Source organism: Peribacillus asahii, assembly GCF_004006295.1.
GTDB lineage: Bacteria > Bacillota > Bacilli > Bacillales > DSM-1321 > Peribacillus > Peribacillus asahii_A.
This window is the reverse complement of record NZ_CP026095.1, coordinates 1,091,366-1,112,565: the sequence shown is the minus strand read 5'-3', so window position 1 is coordinate 1,112,565 and position 21,200 is coordinate 1,091,366. Positions and strand designations below refer to the sequence as shown.

General features: G+C 39.5%; 26 protein-coding genes and 1 tRNA gene. 10 read left to right on the top strand and 17 right to left on the bottom strand.

Annotated features, from left to right (window positions below):
* Positions 1 to 152: 152 nt before the first annotated feature.
* Positions 153 to 225 (bottom strand) — tRNA-Val (locus tag BAOM_RS05575).
* Positions 226 to 381: 156 nt separating this feature from the next.
* A complete protein-coding gene (locus BAOM_RS05570) occupies positions 382 to 939 on the bottom strand; it encodes a phosphatidylglycerophosphatase A family protein (RefSeq protein ID WP_127759423.1) in 558 nt (185 codons plus the stop codon).
* Positions 940 to 1,110: 171 nt separating this feature from the next.
* On the opposite strand from BAOM_RS05570, the gene BAOM_RS05565 reads away from it, so the two are divergent.
* From BAOM_RS05565 to BAOM_RS05545, 5 genes are all read left to right on the top strand, one after another.
* Entirely contained in the window at positions 1,111 to 1,833 is a 723-nt protein-coding gene (locus BAOM_RS05565; protein WP_127759422.1) for an alpha/beta hydrolase, read from the top strand.
* Positions 1,834 to 1,913: 80 nt separating this feature from the next.
* On the top strand, positions 1,914 to 2,429 hold the full coding sequence (locus tag BAOM_RS05560) for a 2'-5' RNA ligase family protein (protein ID WP_127759421.1): 516 nt from the start codon (positions 1,914 to 1,916) through the stop codon (positions 2,427 to 2,429).
* Positions 2,430 to 2,433: 4 nt separating this feature from the next.
* Positions 2,434 to 2,868, top strand: a complete 435-nt coding sequence (locus BAOM_RS05555; RefSeq protein ID WP_127759420.1) for a GNAT family N-acetyltransferase — start codon at positions 2,434 to 2,436, stop codon at positions 2,866 to 2,868.
* 331 nt (positions 2,869 to 3,199) lie between these two features.
* On the top strand, positions 3,200 to 3,448 hold the full coding sequence (locus tag BAOM_RS05550; protein WP_127759419.1) for a hypothetical protein: 249 nt from the start codon (positions 3,200 to 3,202) through the stop codon (positions 3,446 to 3,448).
* Between the two features lie 85 nt (positions 3,449 to 3,533).
* A complete protein-coding gene (locus tag BAOM_RS05545; protein ID WP_127759418.1) occupies positions 3,534 to 4,022 on the top strand; it encodes a spore coat protein in 489 nt (162 codons plus the stop codon).
* A gap of 46 nt (positions 4,023 to 4,068) precedes the next feature.
* Here BAOM_RS05545 and BAOM_RS05540 read toward each other — a convergent pair whose 3' ends face one another.
* A complete protein-coding gene (locus BAOM_RS05540; protein ID WP_127759417.1) occupies positions 4,069 to 4,368 on the bottom strand; it encodes a hypothetical protein in 300 nt (99 codons plus the stop codon).
* Between the two features lie 191 nt (positions 4,369 to 4,559).
* Here BAOM_RS05540 and BAOM_RS05535 point away from each other — a divergent pair, with 191 nt between their 5' ends.
* Positions 4,560 to 6,830, top strand: coding sequence for a UvrD-helicase domain-containing protein (locus BAOM_RS05535; protein WP_127759416.1), 2,271 nt, complete (start codon positions 4,560 to 4,562; stop codon positions 6,828 to 6,830).
* Positions 6,831 to 7,254: 424 nt separating this feature from the next.
* Here the strand turns inward: BAOM_RS05535 and BAOM_RS05530 are convergent, their stop codons facing one another.
* From BAOM_RS05530 to BAOM_RS05490, 10 genes are all read right to left on the bottom strand, one after another.
* Positions 7,255 to 7,509 (bottom strand): sporulation-specific transcription regulator SpoVIF, encoded by a 255-nt coding sequence (locus BAOM_RS05530; protein WP_119118179.1) that lies wholly within the window; start codon positions 7,507 to 7,509, stop codon positions 7,255 to 7,257.
* Between the two features lie 113 nt (positions 7,510 to 7,622).
* A complete protein-coding gene (locus BAOM_RS05525) occupies positions 7,623 to 7,760 on the bottom strand; it encodes a YjcZ family sporulation protein (protein ID WP_127762453.1) in 138 nt (45 codons plus the stop codon).
* Between the two features lie 98 nt (positions 7,761 to 7,858).
* A complete protein-coding gene (spoVAE, locus tag BAOM_RS05520; protein ID WP_127759415.1) occupies positions 7,859 to 8,215 on the bottom strand; it encodes a stage V sporulation protein AE in 357 nt (118 codons plus the stop codon).
* An 18-nt stretch (positions 8,216 to 8,233) separates the two neighbouring features.
* The gene (gene spoVAD, locus BAOM_RS05515; RefSeq protein WP_127759414.1) at positions 8,234 to 9,259 is read right to left on the bottom strand and encodes a stage V sporulation protein AD; all 1,026 of its coding nucleotides are present in this window, start codon (positions 9,257 to 9,259) and stop codon (positions 8,234 to 8,236) included.
* A gap of 3 nt (positions 9,260 to 9,262) precedes the next feature.
* Complete coding sequence (gene spoVAC / locus BAOM_RS05510; protein ID WP_127759413.1) at positions 9,263 to 9,730, bottom strand: stage V sporulation protein AC; 468 nt, start codon at positions 9,728 to 9,730, stop codon at positions 9,263 to 9,265.
* Between the two features lie 22 nt (positions 9,731 to 9,752).
* Positions 9,753 to 10,247, bottom strand: a complete 495-nt coding sequence (locus BAOM_RS05505) for a YhcN/YlaJ family sporulation lipoprotein (protein WP_127759412.1) — start codon at positions 10,245 to 10,247, stop codon at positions 9,753 to 9,755.
* A gap of 277 nt (positions 10,248 to 10,524) precedes the next feature.
* Positions 10,525 to 10,650: a hypothetical protein gene (locus BAOM_RS24870; RefSeq protein WP_257467659.1), complete on the bottom strand. Its 126-nt coding sequence runs from the start codon at positions 10,648 to 10,650 to the stop codon at positions 10,525 to 10,527.
* A gap of 64 nt (positions 10,651 to 10,714) precedes the next feature.
* Positions 10,715 to 11,080 (bottom strand): DUF1360 domain-containing protein, encoded by a 366-nt coding sequence (locus tag BAOM_RS05500; protein ID WP_127759411.1) that lies wholly within the window; start codon positions 11,078 to 11,080, stop codon positions 10,715 to 10,717.
* A 4-nt stretch (positions 11,081 to 11,084) separates the two neighbouring features.
* Positions 11,085 to 11,648, bottom strand: coding sequence for a hypothetical protein (locus BAOM_RS05495; RefSeq protein ID WP_127759410.1), 564 nt, complete (start codon positions 11,646 to 11,648; stop codon positions 11,085 to 11,087).
* A gap of 11 nt (positions 11,649 to 11,659) precedes the next feature.
* Positions 11,660 to 11,938 (bottom strand): hypothetical protein, encoded by a 279-nt coding sequence (locus tag BAOM_RS05490; RefSeq protein ID WP_127759409.1) that lies wholly within the window; start codon positions 11,936 to 11,938, stop codon positions 11,660 to 11,662.
* A 171-nt stretch (positions 11,939 to 12,109) separates the two neighbouring features.
* On the opposite strand from BAOM_RS05490, the gene BAOM_RS05485 reads away from it, so the two are divergent.
* Genes BAOM_RS05485 through BAOM_RS05475 form a run of 3 tightly spaced genes read left to right on the top strand, consistent with a single transcriptional unit; the run spans position 12,110 to position 15,919 of the window.
* Positions 12,110 to 13,231: a GerAB/ArcD/ProY family transporter gene (locus BAOM_RS05485; protein WP_127759408.1), complete on the top strand. Its 1,122-nt coding sequence runs from the start codon at positions 12,110 to 12,112 to the stop codon at positions 13,229 to 13,231.
* Positions 13,200 to 14,753 carry a spore germination protein gene (locus tag BAOM_RS05480; RefSeq protein WP_127759407.1) on the top strand — a complete coding sequence of 518 codons (1,554 nt, stop codon included), beginning with the start codon at positions 13,200 to 13,202 and terminating at the stop codon, positions 14,751 to 14,753. Before BAOM_RS05485 ends, BAOM_RS05480 begins: the two co-directional genes overlap by 32 nt.
* Positions 14,750 to 15,919 (top strand): Ger(x)C family spore germination protein, encoded by a 1,170-nt coding sequence (locus BAOM_RS05475; RefSeq protein WP_127759406.1) that lies wholly within the window; start codon positions 14,750 to 14,752, stop codon positions 15,917 to 15,919. Before BAOM_RS05480 ends, BAOM_RS05475 begins: the two co-directional genes overlap by 4 nt.
* 268 nt (positions 15,920 to 16,187) lie before the next feature.
* Here BAOM_RS05475 and fabI read toward each other — a convergent pair whose 3' ends face one another.
* Positions 16,188 to 16,961, bottom strand: coding sequence for an enoyl-ACP reductase FabI (fabI, locus tag BAOM_RS05465; RefSeq protein WP_127759405.1), 774 nt, complete (start codon positions 16,959 to 16,961; stop codon positions 16,188 to 16,190).
* A gap of 169 nt (positions 16,962 to 17,130) precedes the next feature.
* Entirely contained in the window at positions 17,131 to 18,507 is a 1,377-nt protein-coding gene (gene mgtE, locus BAOM_RS05460) for a magnesium transporter (RefSeq protein WP_127759404.1), read from the bottom strand.
* A 108-nt stretch (positions 18,508 to 18,615) separates the two neighbouring features.
* Here mgtE and prpE point away from each other — a divergent pair, with 108 nt between their 5' ends.
* Positions 18,616 to 19,359 carry a bis(5'-nucleosyl)-tetraphosphatase PrpE gene (gene prpE, locus BAOM_RS05455; RefSeq protein ID WP_127759403.1) on the top strand — a complete coding sequence of 248 codons (744 nt, stop codon included), beginning with the start codon at positions 18,616 to 18,618 and terminating at the stop codon, positions 19,357 to 19,359.
* Between the two features lie 86 nt (positions 19,360 to 19,445).
* On the opposite strand, the gene BAOM_RS05450 is transcribed toward prpE, so the two are convergent.
* Together BAOM_RS05450 and BAOM_RS05445 are read right to left on the bottom strand one after the other, a co-directional pair.
* The gene (locus BAOM_RS05450; RefSeq protein ID WP_127759402.1) at positions 19,446 to 20,348 is read right to left on the bottom strand and encodes an RluA family pseudouridine synthase; all 903 of its coding nucleotides are present in this window, start codon (positions 20,346 to 20,348) and stop codon (positions 19,446 to 19,448) included.
* Between the two features lie 17 nt (positions 20,349 to 20,365).
* Positions 20,366 to 21,160: an NAD kinase gene (locus BAOM_RS05445; RefSeq protein ID WP_127759401.1), complete on the bottom strand. Its 795-nt coding sequence runs from the start codon at positions 21,158 to 21,160 to the stop codon at positions 20,366 to 20,368.
* Between the last annotated feature and the right edge of the window lie 40 nt (positions 21,161 to 21,200).

The following is a 21,200-nucleotide window of genomic DNA, read 5'->3' as shown; positions in this document are numbered from 1 at the left end:
CCTTATGACTGTAAAACAAAGTGACAGCCTCGTGCAGTTTCTGTGCAGTATTTGTGCAATGTATAAAAATGCAGGGATAAAATGGATATATCAGTAAACAAAGAAAAAGCCCAAACCCTTGATACAAAAGGATTTGAGCCTTGTTTAAATGATGACCTGTGAGGGACTTGAACCCCCGACCCCCACCCTGTCAAGGTGATGCTCTCCCAACTGAGCTAACAGATCGTATGTATACTATCTATCTTCTATTATATAAACAATTAATCAAAAGTCAACTAAATGAACTCTACCTATTGGCTTAAATAGTGGATTGGCAAGATTAGTGGTCACTATAAAAAGTAAAGCTGTCTAAAAGTAGAACTTTCAAACAGCTTCTTCCCTCTATCCGATTAATTCCTTTTCTGTACTAACCGCTTTCTCACCTTTCAATATGCCATCTTCCTCATCTCTAATGCGGTGAGCGAGTCTAGAGGCAGCGTTAGCAGCAATGCTCCCGATTAAATCATCTAAGAACGTATGGACCTTACCTTCCGCTTTCGTATCGAGTTCTTTAATAAGGCCTAATTTCTTTTTGTCTAAATGGCCAAATGTTGTCACGGCAATACTCCCGTACGAAAGTGCTGCTCCAAAGGCAAGCGTTTCATCCACTCCGAATAATCCTTCATCCGATTCAATAATCGATTGCAGCGGCTCCGATAATTTCTTTTGTTCTGCCAGTCGATCCAGCTCAATGCCAACGAGAATGGCATGCTGCATTTCTCTTTTTAAAAGCACGCGTTCCACGCTATCTATACAATCTGCTAATGTTAAATCATGGTTATAGGGTATCTGCATTTCGTAGACAATTTCAGCAATCGCCTCAATGCTTACCCCTCGTTCTAATAACGCCTCTCTTGCTGCTTTCGTTACTTCTCTACTATGTACGCGTTTTGCTGTCATGTTATTCCGCTCCCAACTTGAGTTATGCCTTCCATTATATCACTATATGGAGAGCTGCCTTACTTTTTCTGAGCATGGTTCTTAATCATTTAACGAGAAATGACAAGCTCTTTTATGCTAAAATAACCACGTACATTGGTCGATTATTTTTTATTATAGGAGTGCTGATACATGAGTACACAGCGAGGAACGATTAAAGAATATAGATTCAAAAGCGAGGCATTATCGGAAGAAATCGAACTGCTCGTCTACTTGCCTTTCAATTTCTCTCCATTATATAAGTATACGCTCGTTATCGCACAGGACGGACGCGATTATTTTCAAATGGGGAAAATTGGACGCGTAGCCGATGAGCTTTTATCCAATGATGAGATTGAACAGATTATTATTGTTGGAATCCCTTATCAAGATCGCTTTGACCGCAGACGTAAATATCATCCAGATGGAGAGCAGCATGAGGCATATGTTCGCTTCTTAGCACATGAACTTGTTCCATTTTTAGATGCAGAGTTTCCTACTTATCAAATGGGATACGGTCGCGCGCTTATCGGTGATTCACTTGGGGGAACGGTTTCTTTATTAACAGCATTGAAGTATCCACATACGTTTGGCAAAGTCATTATGCAGTCGCCCCTTGTCGACGAAACGGTTATGAAAGCTGTACAAAATTTCGAGGAGCCTCATCTGTTAGAGCTGTATCATGTAATTGGGACAGAAGAAACCGATGTGCCAACGACAGATGGAAAGCGTGCGAATTTTATTGAACCGAATCGAGAGCTGCATCAATTATTGAATCAAAAAGGCTTTCCTTATTTTTATGAAGAATTTAAAGGCACACACACTTGGAAGTATTGGCAAGCAGATTTAAAAAGAGCATTATTGGAAATGTTTTAATAATTCATGTAAAATAAATCCAAACGCCTTTTTACCATTCATCATCAGTCTTAAAAATAATATATTGGAGGTTACGATTTATGAAATATGGTGTTGTTATTTTCCCTTCGAAAAAATTACAGGATATCGCAAACTCCTATCGTAAACGTTACGATACGAAATATTCCTTTATTCCTCCGCATATTACACTCAAGAGCTCATTTGAAGCGACTGAGGAAGAACTGACAACGATTGTAGGTCGTGTACGACAAGCCGCAAGTAAAGTGCAGCCATTTTTAATTAACGTAACAAAAGCAAAATCGTTTCAACCAGCTAACAATACGATTTATCTAAAAGTAGAGGCTGCACCAGAACTAGATACGCTCTATCAAGCGCTTCATGGTGAAGGCACTCATAAAACAGATGTGGAGTATGCATTCAGTCCGCATGTTACGATTGCTCAAGAATTATCCAATGATGAACATTTAGATGTCATGGGGCAGCTAACTAATTTAAATGTAGAACACCAAGAAAAAGTAGATCGTATTCACCTGCTGTATCAATTAGAGGACGGTGTTTGGACCGTATACGAAACTTTCCGATTAGGAGCTGAATAAGTAAGTGTTTGTAAAAATTGCAAAAACACCCGAAGAACGTAACGATGCCTACTATGTCAGAAGAACGGTATTCGTTGACGAACAACATGTACCGGCAGAAGCTGAAATCGATCAATTCGAGGAAGATGCCGCTCATTTCGTACTATACAATGAGCAAGAACAACCAATCGGGGCTGGCCGCTATCGTATCGTCGATGGGATAGCGAAAGCGGAACGTATTTGTGTGCTTGCGAATGGACGCGGCAAAGGTTCAGGAGCTCTTATTATGAAAGCGATTGAACAGGATGCTGCCGAGCGTCATATATCGCAAATCAAGCTATCGTCCCAAGTTCACGCGATTCCCTTTTATGAAAAGCTCGGTTATCATACGATTTCTGAAGAATATATGGATCAAAATATTCCTCATAAAACGATGATAAAAGATCTATCCCACACTTAACAGGCAGTAAGCCCCCACCTCAAGCTTACGAGGAAACAAAGAAGATAGGTGGGGAACAACTGCCTGTAAAGGTCCGATTGGTTCAACTAACCATCAGTGGGATGAAGCCCCCCACTGATGGAAGTTTCACTTTATAACACTCTCACCCGCTGAATCATCAGCGGGTTTTTTCTTTGCTTTACAAAGGTGTTAGCACACACCTCTCAGCTCTGCTAACCATTCATAACGTTATTTAACAAAATCCCTCTAAAAAATCCACGTCTGTCTGAAACCAATCTCCGCCAATGTACATAGTCTACTTAAGAACCATAAGTAAGGAGGGAAAGATCCAATGAATGATGACTTCAATTTGGATGAATCACAAAAGAGATTGATGGAGCTTCTCGTTTCTAGAACATTAAACAAATACGGAGTAAAGCGTGGCAGCCAGAATTTATCAGAAAGAGAAAAAGAAAATTTAAAAGCAACCATCCAAAGTTTACAAAAACAGGCTGACCTTCTTATCAACAGTCAAAAGAGCGTCACTGAAAAGGATGTAAACCCAGTCACAAACACATACGAAATAAAGGATAAAAAATAGCTAAATAAATCGTGGCTTTCGTCCAACCAGATTGACTAGTAACGCATATTTTAGTAAGGAATAAAACCTAAGGAGGAAAAACTATATGAACCAAAATGTATTTCGCAGCAGCTGTCAAGATCATAATGATCATTGTGACGACAGAAGATGGTCTGCATTAGATCGTGATACACGTCATCCACTTGATTGCCATAATGATGACAATGTGATTGAACAAGAAGCGGCACAACTAAATTCTCAAGTTCAAGTTTCTGAAGAGCTTATCTATATTAAAGATTCTTGCGATGTAAACGTAACTTCAACAGATGTAAAGGCTGCTCTTTCCCTTCAAGCTGCACTACAAGCTGCAATTGCTGTTGTCGTAAGCATCTCTATTGCTGACAGCAGCGACGCAAACCGCATCACACAGGACTTAATCCAATCTTCTCGCACAAGACAAATCACTCGCCAAAAAACAATCGTTGAAAATAGCCGTGACATCGATATCACAACAACAGACGCTCAAGTTGCTCTAAACATTCAACTACTTCTTCAATTATTGCTAGCTCTTATCGTAGAACTAGATATTCTATAAACTGCTCCACAAAAAAGGACACATCATGTGTCCTTTTTCCTTGCTTCTAAATTAATTCATTAATATACAGCCCTTTACCAGTAATTCTCGCTTTCGTATTCTCAATCATTTTTGGATGGACTCTATTTACATACAGAGAATTTTCGTACTTTTGACGACGGTCATGCTGCTGACGATTCCATTGGTGCTTCATAAAGTGCTCTCCTTCTATTTCTTCGCGTACATAAGGCTTTATCGGCGGAGCGGCCATAGTACGATTCACCACTTTATCTCTTCGAACGGTTCCAAAAGTACGATTCGCATATTGAATATAGTCATATGGTGTGACAGGTGCAATATATCCCATTTCCCTCCACCTCTTCCTTTCATTATTTTTAATATATTCACCGATATAAAAATGTTGATTTTTGGCTCCTACTAGATGAAATGCGCCGATGTCAGAACATCCTTTTGAATTTATCTAGTCTTTTTGTTTCTAGTATGTTTTGCTATGATGAGATATACGGATATTTTTAAAAGATTTGAGGTTTATATAGAATGAAGCTAGCAAAATCAGGAGATGAACTCATTAACCTACAATATATTTCAGCAAGTCAGCTGCAAACCTTATTTGATCAAGGAAAGCGTAATGAACTTATTTGTCCAGCCTGCCTTGAACAAGTGAAACTTTACTTAGGTGTCCATGAACCGCCTTATTTTTATCACCAACGAACAACAAATCCCTGTCCAGGAGCGGTAGTTGAGGCCAAAAGTGTTCCCAAAACGGAAAGTAGTATGGAGCTGAATGGTTTTAAGCTTCCAACATCAAGAACAATTACAGAAGAAAAAGTGGAGCCTGCTCCTTTTCTAAAAGCTCGGCCGATTTCAAAAAATCCCGCTTTTGTGGAAACGCCTTCCGTGCCATCAACCATTACTAGTACGTACTTGAATGCTTTACAAACAATAGGTATACAGCTCGATCAAGAACAATTGCTGGCTGCTACAACTGTGGATGGACCCGTTCTCGTCTTATCTGGTGCCGGCAGTGGGAAAACCCGCGTTTTAACAGTGCGTACAGCTTATATGCTAATGGAGCAGCAAATTGACCCAAGATCGATTATGCTCGTTACGTTTACAGCAAAGTCAGCGAAAGAAATGCAACAGCGTTTACTTACCTATCCAAACATGAGTCCTTCCCTCGTCTCCCAAATCGTGAGTGGCACCTTTCATAGTATTTTTTATAAAATTCTACTGTTTCATGAACCTCAAAAATGGCGACGAGATTTACTGCTTAAATGGGACTGGGAGAAAGAAAAGATTTTGAAGCAAGCAGGTCGAGAACTTGAGTTAGATGAGAAAGAGTTCGCCTATGACCAAGCGCTCGGTCAAATTGGCTTATGGAAAAACTCACTCGTTTTCCCTCGTGACGTGAGAGCCGAAGATGATTGGGAGAAATCTTGCTTATTTTTATATCAAAAATATGAGGAATATAAAGCGCAAAACGGATACTATGATTTCGATGATATGCTTGTCGGCTGCTATCAATTCCTTCAAAATCATCCTGACTTACTTTTGAAATATCAACAACGATTTCGCTATTTTCTTATTGATGAATTTCAAGATATTAATAAAATTCAATATGAATTAATTAAAATCCTTTCTGTTTTGGAAAAAAATGTTTTCGTCGTCGGCGATGATGATCAAGCGATTTATTCCTTCCGCGGAAGTGATCCGAAATATATTTTAAACTTCGCCCACGATTTCCCGGGAACAAAAACGATTAAATTAACCGAAAACTACCGCTCTTCGCACGAAATTGTTTCGACTGCGAATCGAATTATTAGTCGTAATCAGAAGCGCCTTAGTAAAACGATGCATGCCCAGCATAATAACGGTGCAGCTCCCATTTTATTTTATCCATATGATGAAGAAGCAGAAGCGACGATGATTTTAACGGATATCCAAGAAAAGCTCGCAAATGGAGCAAGGCCTAGCGACTTCGCCATTCTGTATCGCACGCATTCAATGTCACGTGCTATTTTTGAACGGCTCGCTGCTTCAAACATCCCCTTCATCATTGAAAAAGACGCAGAATCCTTTTATCAACGACGAGTGATTCGCGGGATTTTAGCGTTTTTACGTTTAAGTGTAAATCCAGATGATACAAAAGCAGCAGGCGATGTACTGTCTGCGCTCTTTTTAAAGCAAAGTGTGCTGCAGGAATTAAAAGCTCAAACCATTCTTCAAGACTGCGATTATATTGATGCTTTTGGCTTTGTCAAAACAAAACATGCTTTTCAACAACGCAAATTAAAAAAGATTCCAGCTCAAATTCGCAGTTTAAAGAACTTATCTCCGCTTGCTGCCTTAGAAATCATCGAAAAGGACTTAGGCTATCAAGATTTCATTAAGAAGCGCGGGAATGAAGCGGGCATTGAGAAGGGCTCTGATGATATTCGAGATTTACGCGTTGCCGCTAAACGCTTCGATACGGTGGAAGCGTTACTAGAACATGTCGACCATATGACAGCGATGATTCAAGAAGTGAAGCAATGGTCGAGGCAAGATATCGATGCAATCCAATTAACGACCATTCATCGTGCGAAAGGGCTCGAATATGAATCGGTGTATTTATTAGCCGCTGTGGACGGCAGCTTACCGCATGACTTCTCCCTTGAAGCCTATCGCAAAGGAGAGCTTGCTCCATTAGAGGAAGAACGAAGGTTGCTATATGTTGCCGCAACTCGGGCGAAACAACAGTTATCCATCTCCGTTCCCCAAACTCGGCGCGGTAAAACAGCCTATCCTTCGCGCTTTTTAAAAATTTAACCCGTCTACTGTACATTCAAAATAATAAAAAGGTGCGCCTAAAAGTTAGTTATCCTGACTTTTGGACGCACCTTTCTTTGCTTGTTTCCTGGTTTTTGTTCTTCAAAGCTCTGATGACGGACATTTTCCTGGGCTGTTTCCCTCATTTTGTCCTTCAGCGCCCTTTAACAACAGCAAAAAAATAATTGTTCAACTGAACGGAGGGCTGCCCCGAACGTCATTTTTCATAAATTTTGAGGTAGCCCCGTTTTATGAAAGAACGATAAAATTTGCGATATATTTTACCGCTGATAAAAAGAAGCCCTCCGCTTTTCTTGTTGGCTAGCTCACTGTGAAAAAGATAAGAGTCCCCAAAAGGCAAAGAGCGCCTTTTTTGGCCTCTTCCTATTTTCTACGTGATCTAAACGAGCCGGCTCCGCTTTTCTTATTTTTTATTAATCATTTGCGAAATCGTGCTGAAATCCAGTTGTTTTCCGTCTGCGATAATAGATTGAACAATTTTGTCTTCCATTTCTTGATTAACCGGTTTATTCGCTATTTGAGAAACACGTTTAATGACATTTCGTACCGTTGCTTCATCCTTAAAATTTGCACCTTGAAGAGAGCTGGCTAATTCAAAGATATCCTTCATGTTCACACCCGTTTTGCTTTCAATGTTCTTAAAGAGATTTTGATCCATTCTTTAAGACCTCCTTTTCTGTACCTATCCTATGACATTCAGAAAAAAAGGTGCTTGAACTTCTTATGTAATCACAAAAAGGGAATAGGCTATCTACCTATTCCTTTTTTGTGTTAACAAAATGATGCACCAACAATGATTAAAAGGATAAACAACACAACGATTAAAACAAATGTAGAGCCCCCGCTGAAGCCGCCATATCCATAACCTTGGCATCCATATCCAGCACCGCCAAAACCGTAACCGAACATATTCATTCACCTCGCTTCTCGCGTAGCTTACTCATAACATATGAGGAGAATAAAAGTATGTATGGGCTTAGTCACTAATGAAGCAGGCCTATTTCGCTTCACCCTTTTGGTCTAAACAATAATGCGCCAATAAAACCAAAAACAATGGCCGCTGAGATTCCTGAACTTGTTACTTCAAACATACCTGTTAATACGCCGATAAGCCCATGCTGCTCCGCCTCTTGCAGCGCTCCATGTACGAGAGAGTTACCGAACGAGGTAATCGGAATCGTTGCACCAGCTCCGGCAAAATCAATGAATGGTTCATATAAACCGACTCCATCTAATATAGCCCCGATAACAACGAACAAACTTAAAGTATGGGCAGGCGTTAACTTGGCTACATCAAAAAGCAATTGCCCAATAACACAAATAAGTCCACCAACAACAAATGCCCAAAAAAACATTGCTAGCATCTATGTAGCTCCTTTCGTTTAACAAACTGTTCCATATTCAATGGCGACTGCATGCGCAATGCACGGAATGCTATCTTTTTGCTGAACGGACAGCGGCGATAAAAGCGCTCCCGTAGCAACAACCAGTATTTTCCGATACTTGCCTTTTTTCATCTCATTCAAAAGATGACCATATAAAACAACAGCAGAGCAGCCAGCACCGCTTCCACCGGCTAACACAGGCTGATCAGGCTTAAAAATAAGCAATCCACAATCTTGAAACTTTTCCTTATCCATCTGACATCCTCTTTGCTGCAATAAGTCATAAGCTGTCTCTCTTCCTACTTCCCCTAAATCTCCCGTTACAATTAAATCGTAATCGTCCGGTGTTAGACCTGTATCCTCAAAATGAGCCAAGATTGTATCCACAGCAGCTGGAGCCATTGCTCCCCCCATATTAAAGGGATCCTTCAACCCCATGTCGATGACTTTTCCAATCGTCGCTGATACGGCATAGGGAAACTGACCGGTAAGCCCCTCTGAACGAGTAACAAGCGCAACTCCCGCTCCTGTAATCGTCCATTGAGCTGTTGGCGGCTTTTGCCCTCCATATTCAGTCGGATAACGAAACTGCCTTTCAGCCGCTGCATTATGACTGGATGCACCTGTTAATAGATAATGGGCTCCTCCATAATTAACAATAAACGATGCTAGTGCCAGCCCTTCCATCGACGTTGAACAAGCTCCATATAATCCGAAATACGGAATCGCATTCGTTCTTGCCGCAAAGCTTGTCGGTGTAATTTGATTCGTTAAATCACCCGCAAGAAAGAATTGGATATCTTCTTTTTGTACGTTTCCTTTTTGCAAAGCAATCTCGACTGCCTTTTCCATTAAGAGCCGATGTGCTTTCTCATAAGACTCTTGCTCCATCCATAAATCATCATATAAAAGATCGAAATCTTCAGGAAGGGCACCATTGGATTCAAACGGTCCCCCCGTCACGCCTGTTTCAAGAATAACGGGTTTATTCTGAAACGCCCATGACTGCTTTCCAATTAGCATCGTTTACCCTCCAACTATATTTAGATAAATCGTTTTAATAAGCGCAACGACAAAGGCTGAAAAAACCCCAAATAAAATAACGGAGCCCGCTAATTTAAACATATTCCCCCCAACGCCTAATACAAAGCCCTCGGTACGATGCTCAATTGCAGCTGATATAACAGCATTTCCAAATCCTATAACCGGAACAGCACTGCCTGCACCACCAAATTGACCAATACGGTCATATACACCAAATCCTGTTAATAAAAGAGAAAGGAAGATCATCGTAGCAACAGTAGGATTTCCAGCTGTCTGCTCGGTAAAATCAAAATAGTAAATATAGAAATACGTAATCGCTTGTCCAATTATACAAAATATCCCACCTACTAGAAACGCCTTCACACAGTTTTTAAAAACAGGCCGCTTCAGCTCATGCTTGCTTTGCAATTGTTGATAGGCTTCCTGTTTAGCTGTTTGATCTTTTGACACAGTAACGCCTTCCTTCTCACACTTATGTTAATTCCTCATGCAAGCTAATAATTTCTTCATATTTTTTCTTTGCTTTTTTCTCAGGAACATCTTTCGCTTTCAACATTTCATTTAAACGAAATAATTCTAAGAAGATTTTATAGTCACTAGACACAATAAAATGAAAATCTGGATACTTATCCTTTAACTGTTTTTTCACTTTCTTTTCAATCTTTTTCATATGAAATCGTTTCATATGCTTCACTTTATACGCTACTAAAATGTCTTTGTCCTTTTTCACAACAATTACATCATAGATTTCTTCATGCTTTGCTACGGTCTTCTTAACATCGGTAATTAGCCCTTCATTGGGATTTTCTTTCCCATAGTCGTCGTGGTCCATCCCATAAATAACATCCATCGGCTTTGGATTTGTTCGCTCCATTAAGACTAAATCGTCCTTCTTTCCTCCCTCCTTATTGGCACATCCCGTTATCATTAATAAAACAGCTATCCAAACCATGACTATCTTCTTCATCCTGTCACTTCCTAAATCATCATTCTATCTATTATTTTCTTGTTTATAGCACATTTTATGAATGGTAGGATTCGGTAATTAGAACAGACTAGCAGAAGCATGGAGCAAATGAGGAGAACTGCTTGCGAGACAAAGAATTTTGTTACCAATCATACCTGATAAAAATAAAGGCTGTGTTAAACAATATTGTTGATAAAACGATTGGGGGCTCCTACTCGTGTGAGACCAAATAAAAAAGTTGTTCCAAAATTTATTCTTTGGAACAACCTTTTATCATTTAAGATGTTTGGTTTTGATTTTGGCTTTTATTTTTATTACATCCGCAACCTTTCTTGATCTTTGTCGGTTCTGCTTTTTTTACTGGTTTTGCATAGGTCCATACTTCCGGTCTATTCGTGTTCAACAACAACGCCTCCTTTTCTTTACCTATACCTTCATATTATGAAAAGGGAGACAAGTTGGTCTCGTCAATCACCCAGCCATTTCGTAACAAGAACTTCGAGAATTGAAGCAATGGCAGCTATGGCTAGAATTAAAATGATAAATTCCCCGGCCGGCCACTTACTCATATACAAGCCAAATAACAATAAGCTCATCCATACACCTGTGCACCAATAGCAAGCTAATAATTCACCTATCCAGCCTCGAATTCCCCGCTCTTTAGGAACTAAATAAACGGTAACGTTCCCTCCTTCATCTTTTTCCTCCACTTCATTAAAGAAAGGGCGCCGCATAGGCTCTGTGATTTTGTCAAACACAATTAATCGCGTTAATCGAAATGCTGCTAACCCTAATATAAGAAGAACTGTAATCCCTATTTCATGCAAAAGCATTCCTTCACCTCTTCATGACTTTGACTGTTTCCAGATCCGATAGCCTAATAATGCGCACGCGGCGACCGATTCTAATTTTGACCATTTCTCCGCGTATCCCTAATACTTCAAACTCTCTTTCTTCACCGAATAAATGAGCCACGCACGTCGGCCTTGGTTCTTCCCTTGAATGAGCCAGCCGAGTAATCGTCTCAACGACCGACTCTTGTTTTTGTTTTTGTTTTGGTCTTCTCTTCTTCTTTTTAATTACTACTTCTTCTACAACAGGCTGTTCTTCCTGTATCACCTGTGGCTCGGGTCTTTTTTGTTCACGATAAGGTTCGATCCATTGTGAAGCGGTGTGAATTTCCCTTTCTATTTCCGCCATCGCTTCATATACACCGAATTCACGTTTAACTTTTTCGAGTTTTTCCTCTTTATTTAACGTCTGCTCTTGCTCACTCTCTTCTCGTTGTTCTTGCTCCTGCAAACGATTGTCTTGATTTGAAAATACTTGTTTTGTACTCTCTGGCTGCACATCATAAATAAGCGGCTTCGCCTGATTATTACCTTTCTCGTTATTTAACATATGACCAACCCCTATAAATGTAGAATATCAATTGCCTGTAGGTTCTCCATCTTATATGGTATGGCCTTTTTCCCAAAACGGTGTTTAATAAAAATGGTTGATTGCTGCTTATGAACAAGCCTGCCAACTAGCACTTGACCTTCAATCGTGAATTTACATACCGGTTGTCGTGCATATTTCGATAGTCGTAGTAACAACTCAATCATCTCTTCATTACTAAAGCGCTGCTGTTTCGTATTGACTGTTTGCACTCCATCGGTAACAGAAGAACTTTCCTTATTACCGTCCATGATGTCCCTCCTCAGATGATGTGAAATCAAGTCAGAAGCAAACAGATTTCTTATTTCTCTATACTATGTATCAAATGTATGCTCCATTTCTTTCCTTCATGACAAAATTGGATAATCATACTCGCTTTGGATAGGCTAGAAAATAATGATGAACAAGGGAGTATTTTAGCAATGAAAAGATATGATACCATTTCAATCCTCCAAGTTTCTTTTTTATTTATGACCGCTATTGGTTTAAAAAACCATGTGACCGTCATCCCCCATTTAGTAAGTGCAGGTAAAAGAGACGCTTGGATGTCTGTCGTATTCTCTGTCCTATGTATCCTTATTTGGGGATTTCTACTCAGATATATTTATAAAGCAACCGCACCACAGAACATTTTTGAGTGGATTGGAGAACAGACCAATAAAAAAGTTGGCAGGGTAATATCTATACTCACTAGCCTTTTCTGTATTTTCTTAGCTACTATATCTTTGAAAGAACTAGTTTCATGGACAGCTGTTACCTATCTCCCTTTTACACCTAGTTTTGCTCTCATCACTTCACTCGTTGTTCTATGTTTATTTCTCGCTTTGACGAGTTTACAAACAATCGTCATGGTGAATACGCTTGTTCTTATGGCTGTCATCGTCTTTGGTTTCTTTGTAGGCTTTGCAAACTTGCAACACAAAGATTTCACCCTTTTAAAACCTATTCTGGAACATGGGCTTGAACCCGTTATACACGGGATGATTTTTCCATTATCTGGCCTCGTTGAATTAATTGCGTTCCTATTTCTTCAACATAAACTTCATGGAAAAGTAACATATAAAACATTTGCGATTAATGTTTTCATTCTTGCTTGGTTAATCCTTGGTCCACTAGTAGGCGCAATCATTGAGTTTGGGCCATTAGAAGCGGCACGGCAAAAATATCCTGCCTTTGAGGAATGGGGACTTGTCTCCCTTGGAAGATTTATTGAGCATGTTGACTTTTTATCCATCTATCAATGGATTACCGGTTCCTTCATTCGAATTACGTTCTTTTTATTTCTTGCAATAGAAGTTCTAGCATTAAAAGATGCTAGAAAAAGGAAATGGGTCATGCTTATTTATTCAGTGATCATCATTACTGGTAATTTAATTCCAACTAATGATATTGTGCTTCGTCATCTTATTGGGAGGGTTTTCATGCCAGTAACCTTTTATTTCCTCTTCGCTTTATCCATTCTTATCGGTTTGTTCGTCTTCATAAAAAATCGAACAAAAAGGAGGATGAATTATGTACAAGATCAAGAAAAAACAACCACTTAAACTGAAAGAAATAAAGAAAAAAGAAACCGAGAAAACTAAAGAGACAAAGAAAACAAATTCATCCAACTTTTCAATAACAGAAGAGGAGTTGCGAAAAACCTTTGAACAAACAGAAGATGTGTTTTTAAACCCTAACACCTATCGTCCTACAGCGCCGATTAAAATCACTTTAATTGGCTGTGAGGGAATGGTCGATAGCACATTATTAAATGCTTTAGTATTTGAACGTTTAAACTTATTTTTCGATAAACACCCAACAGAAAATTTAACAAAAGACATGATTTGTGAATCTCTTTACTTGCCACAGCTCATGGAAGTTAAAGATAAAGAAATGATGTTTGCTGATATTTATTCCGGTCGATTACTCATTTTCTTTCACGAGTATCAGTTTTTGTACTCCATAAATATCGCCAAGCGTCCACAACGAAACCCAGAAGAAACAGCAACAGAGGTAACCGTTAAAGGTCCTAGAGATAATTTTATTGAAGATGCATCGGTTAATATTGCGTTAATTAGAAAACGATTACGTACCAATTCATTACATATCAAAAATTTTGAAGTAGGGAAGCGGACTTTAACAAGAGTTTCCGTCCTCTATATGGATGAGATCGCGAATATGGATATGGTAGCTTCTCTTATAAAAGAAATTAAGGCAATCGATGTAGATGGAATTTATTCCGGCAATCAATTAATGGAATTGATTGAGAAAACGTCTCCTTTCGTGCCGCGTCATCATTACACAGGAAGACCTGACTTTGCTGTTCAATGTTTACTAAAAGGGCGAATCATAATCATTATTGATGGAGTCGCTTATGCAAATATTACACCGATTAACATCTTGTTTCTTCTTAAAACCAGTGAAGATGTAGAATATGCAAATGCGTTTACTTCTTTTGAAAGATTAATTCGTCTAACAGGGATTTTAATGGCTACTTTATTACCAGGTTTTTGGGTTGCCATTACAACGTTTCATCAAGACCAGCTTCCTTTAATTTTACTAGCAACAGTCGTTGAAGCAAGGCGCGGGCTCCCCTTGCCTACCGCATTAGAAGCGATTATTATGCTTCTGCTCTTTGAACTGTTTAAGGAAGCCGGAATGAGAATGCCTTCAGCGATTGGGACAACGCTAAGTGTTTTAGGAGGACTCATTATCGGGGATGCGGCCATTCGTTCAGGCTTAACAAGCCCTGCGATGCTTGTCGTCATTGCCGGATCTTCCATTGCCACCTTTACACTAGTTAATCAATCATTAATCGGAGTCATCAGCCTTTTCCGACTTGGCTGTATTCTATTATCATCTTTTTTCGGTTTATTTGGATTTCTCTATGCGCTCCATTTTTATATCACATTTATTGCCAATATCCGTATTCTTGGGACGCCATTTTTAGACATAACAGCGAACTTAAATATTAAAACGATTTTCAAAGGGCTGCTTCGAATACCTAGTAAACTTGACACAACAAGGGCTCGAACTTTTTTTTCAAAAGATTCAACTAAACAAAGGAATGATGGACAACAATGAAAAAAAAGAAACTATGTTTGCTTTTGATTGTATGTAGCTTATTGTTATCGGGCTGTTGGGATGCCAATGAACCAGAGCGGCTTGTCTATGCCAATGGATTTGGGGTGGATTATAAAGATGGAAAAGTGATTGTCTATGTACAAATCATCAATTTAGGCAGCCTTGCCAAAGCAGAAAGTGGTGCAGGCGGTTCAACGAGTAAAGCAGATGTTGGGAGAGCTGAAGGACATACATTTGAAGAAGCGATATTTAATTTATATCACACATCGGATCGTCGAATGTATTTAGGTCATCTTTCCTTTGTTGTTTTCTCTGAACAGGCCATAAAAGCAGGCATGCTTGAACATATAGCCGATTTTCTCGATCGTTATCGTGAAACCCGATATCGAATGTATTTCTTTGCAACAAAGGATTCGATTAAAGATATTATGTTAGTAAGTCCGATTGAAAATATTCCACTCGCATTTTCTAGGTTAAGTGACCCGCATGACAATTATCGTCAAAGCTCCTTTATCCCACCGATTGACTTAAGAGAGCTTATTATTAATTTTGATGAACCTCCTCATCAAGCGCAGATACCTTTTCTTCAAATTTCAAAAAAGTGGACCGCTCAAGATGGACCGAAAAAGGAGCTGCTCATTGAAAAGGCTGCCATCATCTCAAGTAATAAGTTAATAAGCATCTTACCTAAGGAGATTATGAACGGAGCAAGACTCACTAATGAAGAATTTGTTCGTGATAGTGTATACCTGTCTAAGAGAAGGAACGCCGACGTCTCTGTTCTTGTTTATGATAAAAAATTAAAAATCAAACCTGTAGTGGATAAAGACGGAAAGGTACGTTTTGATATAAAATTGAAAATTAACGCGAATATTCAAATGCTGAAAGAACAAGAAACAGTAAACGCATTGAAAAAAGAAATTAACCAAGCAATGCGTGCTGAAGTCTATAGAACCTATCATTTTACACGCAAACAAAAAATTGACATATTTAGGCTGTCTGAAACCCTTTATCGGGATGACAATAAAACATGGAAAAAGGTGCAGAAAAACGGACTTATTCCTTTAGAGGCAGATACAATTAAATCACTTTCCATAAACGTTCAATTGAAAAATTCCGGTAAAATGGAATTATCTCCAATAATCGGAGAGAAAAAAGGTCGATGAGATCAAAAATAAAAGAAGAGATCCGAATCTCCCGCTCTTTTTAAAAGCTCTTTTAATGGAATAAGGGACATTGTTTAAGTTAGCATTGAAATAAGATTGAACGTAAGGGAGAAATTAGCTTATGAAAGAAAAAACAGCACTTATTGCAGGAGCCAGTGGATTAATCGGAAATGGGCTCCTTCATTTACTCCTGAAGGAACGGGAATGTTACATAAGTGAAAAGAAAAAGGACCCCTTTGGCCCTTTTTTCTTTTCACTACTATCTTTATTACCCCAGAATATGATAACCAGAATCAACGTGAATGTTTTCGCCTGTAATTCCACGTGATAATTCACTAAATAAAAATAGCGCTGTATCGCCTACTTCTTCTGGTGTTGTCGTTCTTCTTAGCGGTGCTTCTTCTTCAATTTTCTTCAGGATTGTATTGAAGTCGCGAATCCCTTTAGCTGATAAAGTACGAATTGGACCAGCTGAAATTGCATTCACACGAATGTTATGCTTACCAAGAGAGCTAGCTAAATAGCGAACGCTCGCTTCAAGAGAAGCTTTTGCAACACCCATGATATTATAATTCGGCAGCACTCGCTCACCGCCTAAGTAGGTCATCGTAACAATGCTTCCGCCTTCTGTCATCATATCTTGAGCAGCCTTAGCAACCGCTGTTAAAGAATAAGAGCTAATATTATGGGCAAGCAAGAACCCTTCACGGCTTGTATCAACAAACTCTCCATCAAGTTCTTCTCTGTTCGCAAAGGCTACACTGTGCGCAATTCCGTGAATGACACCATATTGTTCTTTAATCGTTTGGAAGCAATGAGCAATGCTTTCATCCTGTGTAACATCACATTGTAAAATTAAAGGCTCTGCTCCTTCAAGAGTTGCTGCTAATTCTCGCACGCTTTTTTCTGTACGCTCTTGGCCATAAGTAAAAATCAATTGTGCACCGGCATTATGTAAAGAGCGTGCCACTCCCCAAGCAATGCTTCGCTTATTTGCAACGCCCATTACGATATATGTTTTTCCTTTTAATGAAAAAGTCATTAATTGATGACCTCCTATATTCTAATACAAGTTATTAGTACCTGATACTAAACTCAGTATAACAAATGCCGCGCTAGAAACAAACTATTTTATGTATTTTAGCTTTGTAATAACACGCCAAACAGACCTACCTTCTCTTCTGGGGTAAGCCTGCTGCGTTCTTTCATCGCTATAATAAATAATGCATAAACGTTGTCGCTAGTCCGAAGTAAATTAAAATGCTAATAATATCATTAATCGTCGTAATAAAAGGCCCTGAGGCTACGGCTGGATCAATCTTCATTTTATGCATGAATAAAGGAACGAGCGAACCTGCCAGTGTCGCGACAATTAATGTAATAAAAATAGAAGCCCCTACTAATGCCCCAAGCAGCAAATCTTGTTGCCACACATAGACAATGCCCGTTACGACCACACCACAAATAGCACCTGTAATCAGCCCTGTTCCTGCTTCACGCATAACTAGTTTCCACTTGCTTTCATGGATTAAATCACCTGTCGCAATCCCGCGAACCGCAACAGCCAAGGCTTGTGTACCCGTATTTCCTGCCATCCCACCAATTAACGGAATAAACACGGCTAAAATCGCTTTTTGACTGAGCGCTTCTTCAAACTGACCGATTAAGCTTGCAGTCATCATCCCGAGAAATAGCAAAATAATAAGCCAAGGCAGCCTTTTTTTCGCTGCAGAAAGCGGACTTTTATCGACACTATCTAAATCGCTCACACCCGCTAATTTAGAATAATCATCCGATGCTTCTTCATCCATTACATCAATAATATCATCGACTGTAATAATACCGAGCAAATGATGTTTTTCATCGACAACAGGAACAGCAAGAAGATTATAATCTCGCATCTTATGAGCGACTTCTTCCTGATCTTCTGTTACTAGAACCGATACAACCCGATCATCCATTAAGTCTTCAATTACGGCATCATCAGGAGCAACGATAAGGGTACGAAGAGATAGTACGCCTAGTAACTTCTTGTTAGTATCTGTTACAAATACATAGTAAATCGTCTCTGCATTTGGAGCTTCCTGCTTTAAGGTTTTCATCGCAAATAATACGGTATCATTCGCTTCAACAGAGATAAACTCTGGTGTCATCAAACTACCAGCTGTATACTCCTTGTAACCAAGCAGCTCTTGAACCTCTTGAGCCGCATCATCGTCCATCATCGTTAAATAATTACTAGCCTGTTCTTCATTAAGCTCATGCAGAACATCAGCCGCATCATCCGCATACATATGCGAGAGCATATCCGCTACATAGACAGGATCCATCTCGGCTAAAAACTTTTCATAATCTTCTTCATCAATCTCAATATTCTCAAATAACTCGGCCATTTCCTTCGGTGCAACATAGCGATATAAAACAGCACGTAATTCTTCAGAAATATGCGTATAAAACTGGGCTTGATCATATGGATGAAGCTCGGTAAACTCCGCTCGAAATTGATCGAGATTTTCCGTTTTTAAAGCCTCTATTAATAAACCTACGTTAATTAATGTCGCTTCTTTCTCCTCTAACTCCACTAGCATGCCTTGCCCTCCTTTCATGCTGTAAAAATCAATCTATGTTTTATATTCATGAAAAAACACTATACTAATACCATATACATTATACAAATGAAACAAAGGATGTGAATTATGAAAATTGATATAATTGGTGACATTCATGGCTGTTTTACAGAACTTCAACAATTAACGAAAGAATTAGGGTATTCTTGGGAAAGTGGTGTACCGATTCATCCGGATGGTCGAATTCTAGGGTTTGTCGGTGATTTAACAGACCGAGGCCCCGATTCGCTAAAAGTAATTGACGTTATTCATCAGTTAGTCGTCGTTCAACAAGCAGCCTTATATGCTCCTGGAAATCATTGCAATAAACTATATCGATATTTCTTAGGAAATAAAGTAACCATTTCTCACGGCCTAGAAACGACCGTTGCAGAATATGAAGCTTTATCCACTCGGGAACAAAAAAAGATTCGCAAAAAGTTTATGGATTTATATGAACACGCTCCCCTCTATCAAGTGATTGATGGAGGAAAACTTGTCATTGCCCATGCAGGCATTCGTAAAGATTATATCGGACAGACTCATCATAAAGTAAAAACTTTTGTTCTTTACGGCGATATATCTGGAGCTAAGCATCCGGATGGCTCTCCTGTTAGACGGGACTGGGCAAAGCAGTATAACGGAGACGCATGGATTATCTATGGTCATACACCTGTTCCAGAACCTCGTCAAGTGAATCATACGTATAATATTGATACAGGATGTGTCTTTGGCGGTAAATTAACAGCCCTTCGCTATCCAGAGTTTCAGTTATTTTCCGTGCCATCCACCATGCCTTATGTACCGGAAAAATTCAGAACATCCTTTGATTGAGAGTCTCTGTTAGTATAGGAATTTCCCATGACTATCAATCGCCGTTCAACATAAAAAACTCGCACAAGCGAGTTTTTATGTTGAACTTATTTCTGTACTACTAAAGTTTTCATATCTTCTGGAAGGTCTTCAGTGAAGCTCATCGTACGCCTTGTTACTGGATGTGTAAACATTAAGGCATAGCAATGCAGCGCTTGACGAGAGATTTTATCCCGCGTCCCGCCGTATAAATCATCCCCTGCCAGCGGATGACCGATATATGCCATATGAACACGGATTTGATGTGTTCGGCCAGTGAGCAGCTGAAGTTCTACAAATGTGTAATTAGGCAATCGTTCTAAAACACGATACAACGTACACGCATATTGTCCATCTTCGCGCACTTCTCGTTCCATAATGCTCGTTGTTTTCCGGCCAATTGGTTCCTCAATTTTCCCTTGGTCAAGAGCAAGTGTCCCTTCCGCAACAGCTTGATAACGTCGTTTAACATCCCCTTGCTTCTGTTGTTTACTTAACAAGTGATGAATGTGACGATGTTTAGCAATTAGAACTAAACCTGATGTATCACGGTCCAGACGCGTTGCGATATGAATCGTTGCCGCTATATTTTGTTCTTTATAATAGCCTGCTAAAGCATTTGCTAGACTTCCATATGGATGTTCTCTTGAAGGAATCGTATTCATGCCAGCTGGTTTTTTCACAACTAAAAGATACTCATCCTCATAAATTATATCGAGCGGCAGTGATTCGGCACGCAAGCCTGAACTCGGTTCTTCTTTCGGAAACGTGACAACGACTTGATCGCCCGCTTTAAGCTTTTCTCTTACCGTCACTTCTATCCCGTTTACCTCGATTCTACCGCCCTTAAATTTAATATCCGTTAAAGCCGCTTTTGAAATCTCCTGCTTCATCAAAAACTCTCGTAATAGACTTGCTGCTTCTTCTTCTGTGACCGTCCAGCTTAAGGAGAAGCATGGTTGACTAGACATCAGTTGACTGAACTCCTTTAGTTTGCAATAAATGAATCATGTACCCTTTTCCAAAACGGAAATGGTCTAAATCTTGCAAAACGAATTTTTTCATCCGCTACGCGACATTGAATCGATTTAACATCTTCCTGAAGCAATGTTAAATGGTCGACCGTAATTTGGAAATTCACATCATTGACCGGACGCAGCGTACATGTATGATGTGCAGGAAGCAATAATGGGGAACCGATCGTTCTAAACACCCGATTGTTAATCGAGGCGAGTTCCGTTACTTGAATGGCATCAATAGAAGGGTGGATAATAGCCCCTCCTAATGCCTTGTTATACGCCGTACTTCCCGAAGGCGTTGCAATACATAAGCCATCGCCGCGGAATCTTTCGAAATGCTGACCGCGAATTTCTACATCCATAACAAGCGTCCCTTCCACGCTCTTTACCGTTGATTCATTTAAAGCAAGAAATCTTGCTTCACGTCCGCCATGCTGATAACGCACAATCGTTTCAAGCAATGGATATTCAACAACTTGAAATGGTGTTTTTGCCAAGGCAATCACTAATTTTTCAATCTCATCAGGAGTCCAGTCCGCATAGAATCCAAGATGACCTGTATGAACACCGACAAAAGCCGTTTTATCCAGACGGTTTTTATAGCGATGAAACGCATATAATAATGTCCCATCCCCTCCAACGGATATCACGATGTCTGGTTGATCTTCATCATATTTCAAATTAAAATCTTGAAGATACGTTCTCATCCGTTGCATTAAATTATTCGATTTTGTATCTCCTTTTGAAGTAATTGCAAATTTCATACACCCACACCCTACTAGTTATATTTGTTTAACTAAACTA

What these genes read in the sequence shown, in the direction of transcription:
- BAOM_RS05570 (WP_127759423.1), bottom strand. Translation starts at nt 939, where the DNA reads ATGACAGCAAAACGCGTACATAGTAGAGAAGTAACGAAAGCAGCAAGA.
- BAOM_RS05565 (WP_127759422.1), top strand. Translation starts at nt 1,111, where the DNA reads ATGAGTACACAGCGAGGAACGATTAAAGAATATAGATTCAAAAGCGAG.
- BAOM_RS05560 (WP_127759421.1), top strand. Translation starts at nt 1,914, where the DNA reads ATGAAATATGGTGTTGTTATTTTCCCTTCGAAAAAATTACAGGATATC.
- BAOM_RS05550 (WP_127759419.1), top strand. Translation starts at nt 3,200, where the DNA reads ATGAATGATGACTTCAATTTGGATGAATCACAAAAGAGATTGATGGAG.
- BAOM_RS05545 (WP_127759418.1), top strand. Translation starts at nt 3,534, where the DNA reads ATGAACCAAAATGTATTTCGCAGCAGCTGTCAAGATCATAATGATCAT.
- BAOM_RS05540 (WP_127759417.1), bottom strand. Translation starts at nt 4,368, where the DNA reads ATGGGATATATTGCACCTGTCACACCATATGACTATATTCAATATGCG.
- BAOM_RS05535 (WP_127759416.1), top strand. Translation starts at nt 4,560, where the DNA reads ATGAAGCTAGCAAAATCAGGAGATGAACTCATTAACCTACAATATATT.
- BAOM_RS05530 (WP_119118179.1), bottom strand. Translation starts at nt 7,509, where the DNA reads ATGGATCAAAATCTCTTTAAGAACATTGAAAGCAAAACGGGTGTGAAC.
- BAOM_RS05525 (WP_127762453.1), bottom strand. Translation starts at nt 7,760, where the DNA reads ATGTTCGGTTACGGTTTTGGCGGTGCTGGATATGGATGCCAAGGTTAT.
- spoVAE (WP_127759415.1), bottom strand. Translation starts at nt 8,215, where the DNA reads ATGCTAGCAATGTTTTTTTGGGCATTTGTTGTTGGTGGACTTATTTGT.
- spoVAD (WP_127759414.1), bottom strand. Translation starts at nt 9,259, where the DNA reads ATGCTAATTGGAAAGCAGTCATGGGCGTTTCAGAATAAACCCGTTATT.
- BAOM_RS05505 (WP_127759412.1), bottom strand. Translation starts at nt 10,247, where the DNA reads ATGAAGAAGATAGTCATGGTTTGGATAGCTGTTTTATTAATGATAACG.
- BAOM_RS05500 (WP_127759411.1), bottom strand. Translation starts at nt 11,080, where the DNA reads ATGCTTTTGCATGAAATAGGGATTACAGTTCTTCTTATATTAGGGTTA.
- BAOM_RS05495 (WP_127759410.1), bottom strand. Translation starts at nt 11,648, where the DNA reads ATGTTAAATAACGAGAAAGGTAATAATCAGGCGAAGCCGCTTATTTAT.
- BAOM_RS05490 (WP_127759409.1), bottom strand. Translation starts at nt 11,938, where the DNA reads ATGGACGGTAATAAGGAAAGTTCTTCTGTTACCGATGGAGTGCAAACA.
- BAOM_RS05485 (WP_127759408.1), top strand. Translation starts at nt 12,110, where the DNA reads ATGAAAAGATATGATACCATTTCAATCCTCCAAGTTTCTTTTTTATTT.
- BAOM_RS05480 (WP_127759407.1), top strand. Translation starts at nt 13,200, where the DNA reads ATGTACAAGATCAAGAAAAAACAACCACTTAAACTGAAAGAAATAAAG.
- BAOM_RS05475 (WP_127759406.1), top strand. Translation starts at nt 14,750, where the DNA reads ATGAAAAAAAAGAAACTATGTTTGCTTTTGATTGTATGTAGCTTATTG.
- fabI (WP_127759405.1), bottom strand. Translation starts at nt 16,961, where the DNA reads ATGACTTTTTCATTAAAAGGAAAAACATATATCGTAATGGGCGTTGCA.
- mgtE (WP_127759404.1), bottom strand. Translation starts at nt 18,507, where the DNA reads ATGCTAGTGGAGTTAGAGGAGAAAGAAGCGACATTAATTAACGTAGGT.
- prpE (WP_127759403.1), top strand. Translation starts at nt 18,616, where the DNA reads ATGAAAATTGATATAATTGGTGACATTCATGGCTGTTTTACAGAACTT.
- BAOM_RS05450 (WP_127759402.1), bottom strand. Translation starts at nt 20,348, where the DNA reads ATGTCTAGTCAACCATGCTTCTCCTTAAGCTGGACGGTCACAGAAGAA.
- BAOM_RS05445 (WP_127759401.1), bottom strand. Translation starts at nt 21,160, where the DNA reads ATGAAATTTGCAATTACTTCAAAAGGAGATACAAAATCGAATAATTTA.